The organism is Mesorhizobium sp. M0587 (assembly GCF_040320945.1).
Lineage (GTDB): Bacteria > Pseudomonadota > Alphaproteobacteria > Rhizobiales > Rhizobiaceae > Mesorhizobium.
Window position 1 is genome coordinate 1 of record NZ_JAMYQP010000085.1, and the last position, 6,017, is coordinate 6,017.

Here is a 6,017-nt window from a genome sequence, read left to right on the forward strand (position 1 = left end):
AAGGCAGCGTCAAGACAAAGCGCAAAGCCGCGGGGTGGGACCCAGACTTCCTGCTCCAGATCCTCCAACAAAAATGACCGTTAACCTCGATTCCCCGCCGTGTCAGAGCCACGGGCAGGTGTTGACCGTCTTCGCCGCGGACCGGCAGCACCCGACACACTGTCTGCACGGCGCGTTGCCGGCATGCTGTCGCGCCACAGGCGCAGGCTTTCCGGCGAAAGTGCGCATCCCACCCTCAGCAGTTGGCAAAGACGCACAACTTGCCTTGCACACCGAAGTGTCGTTTCTCAGATCAAGTCCCATCTACAAAACGTTGCCTGGCACCGCGCCGCCATGGCCTCGCATAACGGTCAATTTTGGCCAGCCCTGAGGAGGGTCGTGGACGCTCGCCACTGCCGAGCACTTGCAACGTTGAGGTGCGCAGCTGTTTCAAAAGCCTCTCCACCTCCCGCTTCAGCTCGTCCTTGATGTCGGCCGTCTCGGCAGCAGGGCGTCGATCTTCAAGAAAATCGAGCATGCGGTATTGGGTACCACCGGGCGGATCTGGATGTCGGACTGGCAATGGTTCAGCTTGTTGGCAATGAGCGACTCCGTCGATTAGCCAGTGGTGCTAAGGTTCGAGCCGCTCGGGCCGGCCTCGGCCGAGCGCGCCGTCGGCGCGGGCCTGCAGGTAGGCGTAGATGTCGTCGATGTAAGGAGCGACGTTAGGGTCGTCGGCGAAGCCCTTCATGACTGAAGGGCCGCTGCGTTGGCCCTCGCGGACGTCGCGCCGAAATGCCTCGATGCGGGGCAGTCGGTCAACAAGGGCCGAGGCGAAGGTCGAGCCTACGCCGTCGGGACCATGGCAGTGACTGCAACTGCCATTGTAGCGACGGAAGCCGTTGTAGGTTCGCGCGTCGACCTTGCCGTTGACGAGCTTGTAGAACCTGCCGGTGGTCAGGTCATCTTGCGAAGACGCGCCGAAGCCGGCGGCGGCACTAAAGACGACGACAGACGGAAGGACGAATTGCAGCCATGGAGCCATGTCTGTTGCCCCCGTTGTAGGCGGCACCGCCGCAACGCGCACGCCCTGGATCACTCGATGGCGGCCTCCGGAGAAGCAACCACGATGCCGTCCACGTCTGGCCGCGGGCTGACGAAAAGCTTGCCGCCGACACGCGATATCTCGATGATCTGGTCCGACTCTCCCACCTTACCTGGTACCGAAACTGCGACCGTCTGGTTCTCGGTCAGTATCGCCACGAAACGCACGGGCAAGCCCGCCTCGCCTTGCGCGATTGTGGTGACCACCCGATAACCGCCCTCCTCGGGCATGTAATAGACGGCGCCAAGGAAGCCGCCGAGATCGATGCTTTCGGCCTTCATGGCTCCAAGCTCGCCGGCATGCGCGGGCATCGCCGCGATGCAAAGTGCCGCAAGAGCAATGTATCTGTACATTATGCTACTCCCTCTCGAATTGTCCGGGTCGAGCCCGGCACAAGGTTTTGCCAATAGACAGTCGCGCGCCGTAACAGTCGGCGCGCAAGGAAAATTTGGTGATATGCCCCCCGGCTTCATTCATCGGCGATGGCCCGCGAGCCGGGAACGCGCTGAACCCCACTGGTCGTCACAATCAAGCGCGACCATTTCTTAGGCAGCAAGCATTTCACCTCCCGGTTGCTTGTGCATCCCCTGTTTGGGGGAGATAGTCGAAAATAAGCGATCGCTAAAATTTGGAGGGTTAGGGCGCAGTTCCGCCGCCTCGCCGGTCGACTGTCGGCGCGTAATCCGCCGAAGCGAGAGCATCTCCGGAAGCGCGCAGTTTACCGTATCAGACCCGCTTGAGGTGGGGGCGTTCGACCATGGCCGAGGCATCGTCGCGTCACAAGCTGTCGAAGCTGATCGGCAGCATCTATGATTGTGCGCTCGACCCGGGCCGATGGGAATACGCGCTTGCCGGGATCAGGGATACGCTCAATGCCCAGACAGCGGTCCTGCACCTGAACGATCTCAGCCAAGACCGGCTGCTGATGTACAGGAGCGTGGGAATAGAGCCATACTGGCTGGAGCAGCAGGCGAAACATATCCCCGAGATCCACGCCCGGCTGATCGAGGATCTCTCGACATGGCCCTCGCTCGAAGTGCCGCATGTACTCTCCCGCAATGTCCCTCACCCCTATCTGGAGACCTCCCGATATTTTCAGGAGTGCCTGAAGCCGCAGGGACTGGTCGACGTCATGTCGTTCTTCCTGACGCACACTCCTACCCGGCTTGCCGGCTTCGCCGTTGCCCGGCATGAGCGGCAAGGCATTATCACCGAGCGTGAAATCGCGCTTGGCAAATTGTTGCTGCCGCATGTGCGCCGTTCGGTGATGATCAGCAACATGCTCGACATCAGCACGATCGAGCGGGCGCGGATGGCGGAAGCGCTCGATACGCTCACATGCGCCGTGGTCCTCGCAACTGAACGTGGCGCCATCCTGCACGCCAACCGCTCGGCCAGGCACATGCTGCGGAGCGGCGGCCCGATCCAGGATGTCCATGGCATTCTGCAGGCAAAGATCCCGTCGGCCTCCAAGGAGCTTCACAGCGCCATCATGCTTGCTGCCGAGGATGAGGCAAGCATCGCCAACACAGGGTTTGCCATCCGCCTCACCGAACCCGACCTGCCGCCCGTCTTCGCTCGCGTACTGCCGATGCTCCGCGGTGATCTGGGCGCCGGTCTGGAGCCCGCGGCGGTTGCCGCGGTGTTCATCGGCAATGCACCGAACGAGCATGACGCCGCCGATATGCTGGCGACAGCCTTTGGGCTTACGTTGGCCGAAACCCGCGTGCTCGCCAACCTTCTCGCCGGGCACACCTTGGCCGAAACCGCGGCCAGCCTGCGCATTGCCAACGCAACCACCAAGACGCACCTCGACAATATCTTCCAGAAGACCGGCGTCTTCCGCCAGGCTGAACTGATGCGGCTCGTCATGCAGATCGTTCCGCCCGCGGGGCAGCCTGTTCCCTGAGCCACTCATCCTGCCGAATATTGGCGGCCCAATGTGGAATCGCGCTTCGCCAAGCTCCCGTGGTGCTCTCAGGGCTTACTTGTCGGCACAAGGTCCTGAGTAATGGCATCCGGCAGATGATGGCCTTCCCTCCCGGGGCCTCATCGACATCAACATGGTCGTAGGCGCCATTCGATTTTGAAACGGACAGCAGGCGCCAGGCGTAGTGCGAAGATTGCAAGCTGTTGCCCTCGCCACGAGGACAGATAGGGCATATGATTTCTGATCGCTTGCTGAGACCTGAGCTGGCGATTGAGAGTGGAAACCCCGCTATAAGTACGGCGCGCTTCTAACTCGGTTTGTTCCGTACGCTCTCATGATTGCCACCTCGGCCGGGCCATTTTTGCGCGATTCCGGTCGCCATTGCATTCATTCATCGCTGAAGGAGATCTCTCAACTTTCACTGGAGGAGAAGTCATCATGCAATATCTTCCGAGACGTGAATTCATCAGTCAAGGCGCCGCGGCCGTCGCAGCGCTGGCGTTCTTTCAATCACGGGCTGCGCACGCTTTTCCAGCTCGGGCTGGGGAGGAAGTTATCAAGTGGCTAGATCAACTGCCGCCGAACCCGGTTCCAGATGTCATCAAAAATCAGCTTGTCTGGGAGGATCTCGATTCATGGGTGACGCCGAACGACAAGTTCTTTTCAATCGCCCATTTCAACCGGCCGGTCATTAACGAAAGCACGTGGAAGCTGGAAATTGGCGGGTCGGTCAAAAAGCCGATGGCGCTGACACTCGCCGACATCAAGGCTCGTCCACGCCAAGAAGTTACGTTCACGGTCGAATGTTCGGGCAATACTGGCCTGCCGTTTTTCAACGGTGGCATCGGCAATGCGCGCTGGGCGGGCACGCCGCTCGCCCCGATCCTGCAGGAGGCCGGAGTTCTCGACAGTGGGATTGAGGTCGTGTTCTGGGGCGATGATGAAGGGGAGATCAAACGAGCCGACGACGTCAAGTTCACGCAGAATTTTGCGCGCAGCATGTCACTCACCGACGCCATGGATTCCAAAAACATACTTTGCTACGAGATGAACGGGACTTCCCTGCCTCCCGACAATGGCTTCCCGCTGCGGCTGATAGCGCCAGGCTGGTACGGGATCGCAAACGTGAAATGGCTTAAGCGTCTCGACGTGAACGACCAACGCTTCGAGAACCGGTTCATGGGACGCGACTATGTCACGCTTCGCGAGCAAGACCACAACGGCAAGACAGTCTGGGTGGAAACCTCTGTCGGGCGGGCGCTGTTGAAATCGGCACCGGCCCGGGTCACTCATGTCGGCAGTGACTACCGCATTGTCGGCGCCGCCTGGGGCGCTCCGATCGACCGGGTCGAGGTAAAGGTCGACGATGGGCCTTGGATGCCGGCGGCCATCGATGAAGCCGACAAGGCGGACTTCGCTTGGAAAATGTGGTCGGTCGACTGGCCGAAGCCTTCTGCCGGGGAGCACACCGTCACCTCGCGGGCGATCAGTATGGAAGGGAACGTCCAACCCGCAATGGACGACCCCATCATCGCTAAGAAGCATACCTATTGGGAAAGCAACGGTCAGGTGACGCGTCGTATTAGCATTCACTGAGGAAGTTCTAGGGCGAATAGCTGCGCCAATCTGCGGAGGATCAATGTGACCAATGTTGTTGGCATGGGCCACTTCCAGGTGGCACAAAGGTCCAAGTCCGCCGTAACGTGCAGTAGGGTGCAGAGTACGCCGGGCCCAATCGATTGGCGCCGGCGCCTCTCGCGATGCTATTTGTCAGCGCGATGTCCCATGTGTAGCGGCAGGCAAAGCTGAGCCAGGGGGTGTTGGCCGACCTCAACACTGAGGGAGGCAAGCAACCTACCAACGTTGAGACGCTGACGGAGCTTGCCCGCGTTTTTAACGTTCCGCTGACGGATTTTTTTGAAGCGCCGAACACGAGGCGGGTGGGATTGCACGAGCGTGCGCAACTTTCTGAACGCAGGCACGTTCTCAAAAATGCTCGAGGCCGAAATCCCGGTAGGTTGACTCTACTCGGCTCATTCGGAAAGTCCGTGACCGACACCTACTGCGACCCTTTCCGTGAGCTTTGGCGACATGGCGTCAAGGCTCGACCAATATAGCGGCGGGTCACCACGCGTTGCTGCGGGCTCTGGGAAATGCTGCCGTTATGTGACAAGGCGAACAGGATCTAAAACTATCTGGCAGAAGTCTGGTCGAGGAAGACCCAACCGCCATGAAGCCGATGAATGAAGAGCACCTTGCCGTCCTACGCAGGCACATGGTCGAGATGATTGCGATCCATGCCGACCTTGCAAGCGAAGAACTCGGCAAGGCAAGGCTCGATGAGCGGGTGATGGCAGCGATGCGACGGGTCCCGCGGCACCTCTTCGTGCCAGCCCAGGTCGCGCCTTATGCCTACCAGGACATGCCGCTGCCGATCGGTTTCGATAAGACCGTCTCGCAGCCCTTCATTGTCGCTCTGATGACCGATCTCCTTGCCCCCCGATCGCACGAGGCGGTGCTCGAGATCGGAACCGGCCTGGGCTATCAAACCGCGATCGTCGCGGAACTCGCCGGACAAGTCTGGAGCGTCGAAATCATCGAGGAATTCGTAGGCCATGCCGAGGCTCTGTTGCAGGGCCTTGGCTTCTCCAATGTCGCCATTCGTGTCGGAGACGGATCTCGCGGCTGGCCCGAGCACGCTCCATTCGACAAGATCCTGGTCAGCGTGGCGGCTGAGCGGACGCCGCCGGCCTTGCTGAAGCAGCTCAAGCCAGCCGGACGTCTGGTCCTGCCGTTGGTCTCTGAAGACCTACAGTTTTTGACTGTCATCGACAAGGATGCAGCAGGAGAACTTAAGACTCGGAAAGTCATCCCGGTTCGGTTCAGCCGGCTCGAAACGGTCTAGGGGTTGTTGAGAATCAGGATTCCACTTTCGCCCTTTGAGTGATTCAAGCCTCATTTTGGAGGCTTTGATGATTCGAACGGTTCTGACGGACGAGCAAT

Annotated in this window: 6 protein-coding genes; 3 read left to right on the plus strand and 3 right to left on the minus strand. The window is 60.0% G+C overall.

Going from position 1 to position 6,017, the window contains the following annotated elements:
- Window positions 1-292: 292 nt before the first annotated feature.
- The 3 genes from NKI49_RS32950 to NKI49_RS32960 form a co-directional block, all read right to left on the minus strand.
- Window positions 293-517 (minus strand): hypothetical protein, encoded by a 225-nt coding sequence (locus NKI49_RS32950; RefSeq protein ID WP_352608358.1) that lies wholly within the window; start codon window positions 515-517, stop codon window positions 293-295.
- A 93-nt stretch (window positions 518-610) separates the two neighbouring features.
- Window positions 611-1,024 carry a c-type cytochrome gene (locus NKI49_RS32955; RefSeq protein ID WP_352608356.1) on the minus strand — a complete coding sequence of 138 codons (414 nt, stop codon included), beginning with the start codon at window positions 1,022-1,024 and terminating at the stop codon, window positions 611-613.
- 50 nt (window positions 1,025-1,074) lie between these two features.
- On the minus strand, window positions 1,075-1,437 hold the full coding sequence (locus NKI49_RS32960) for a hypothetical protein (RefSeq protein ID WP_352608354.1): 363 nt from the start codon (window positions 1,435-1,437) through the stop codon (window positions 1,075-1,077).
- A 404-nt stretch (window positions 1,438-1,841) separates the two neighbouring features.
- On the opposite strand from NKI49_RS32960, the gene NKI49_RS32965 reads away from it, so the two are divergent.
- From NKI49_RS32965 to NKI49_RS32975, 3 genes are all read left to right on the plus strand, one after another.
- Window positions 1,842-2,993 carry a helix-turn-helix transcriptional regulator gene (locus NKI49_RS32965; RefSeq protein WP_352608352.1) on the plus strand — a complete coding sequence of 384 codons (1,152 nt, stop codon included), beginning with the start codon at window positions 1,842-1,844 and terminating at the stop codon, window positions 2,991-2,993.
- A 459-nt stretch (window positions 2,994-3,452) separates the two neighbouring features.
- The gene (locus NKI49_RS32970; protein WP_352608350.1) at window positions 3,453-4,610 is read left to right on the plus strand and encodes a sulfite oxidase; all 1,158 of its coding nucleotides are present in this window, start codon (window positions 3,453-3,455) and stop codon (window positions 4,608-4,610) included.
- A 634-nt stretch (window positions 4,611-5,244) separates the two neighbouring features.
- Window positions 5,245-5,919 carry a protein-L-isoaspartate(D-aspartate) O-methyltransferase gene (locus NKI49_RS32975; protein WP_352608348.1) on the plus strand — a complete coding sequence of 225 codons (675 nt, stop codon included), beginning with the start codon at window positions 5,245-5,247 and terminating at the stop codon, window positions 5,917-5,919.
- Window positions 5,920-6,017 lie beyond the last annotated feature (98 nt).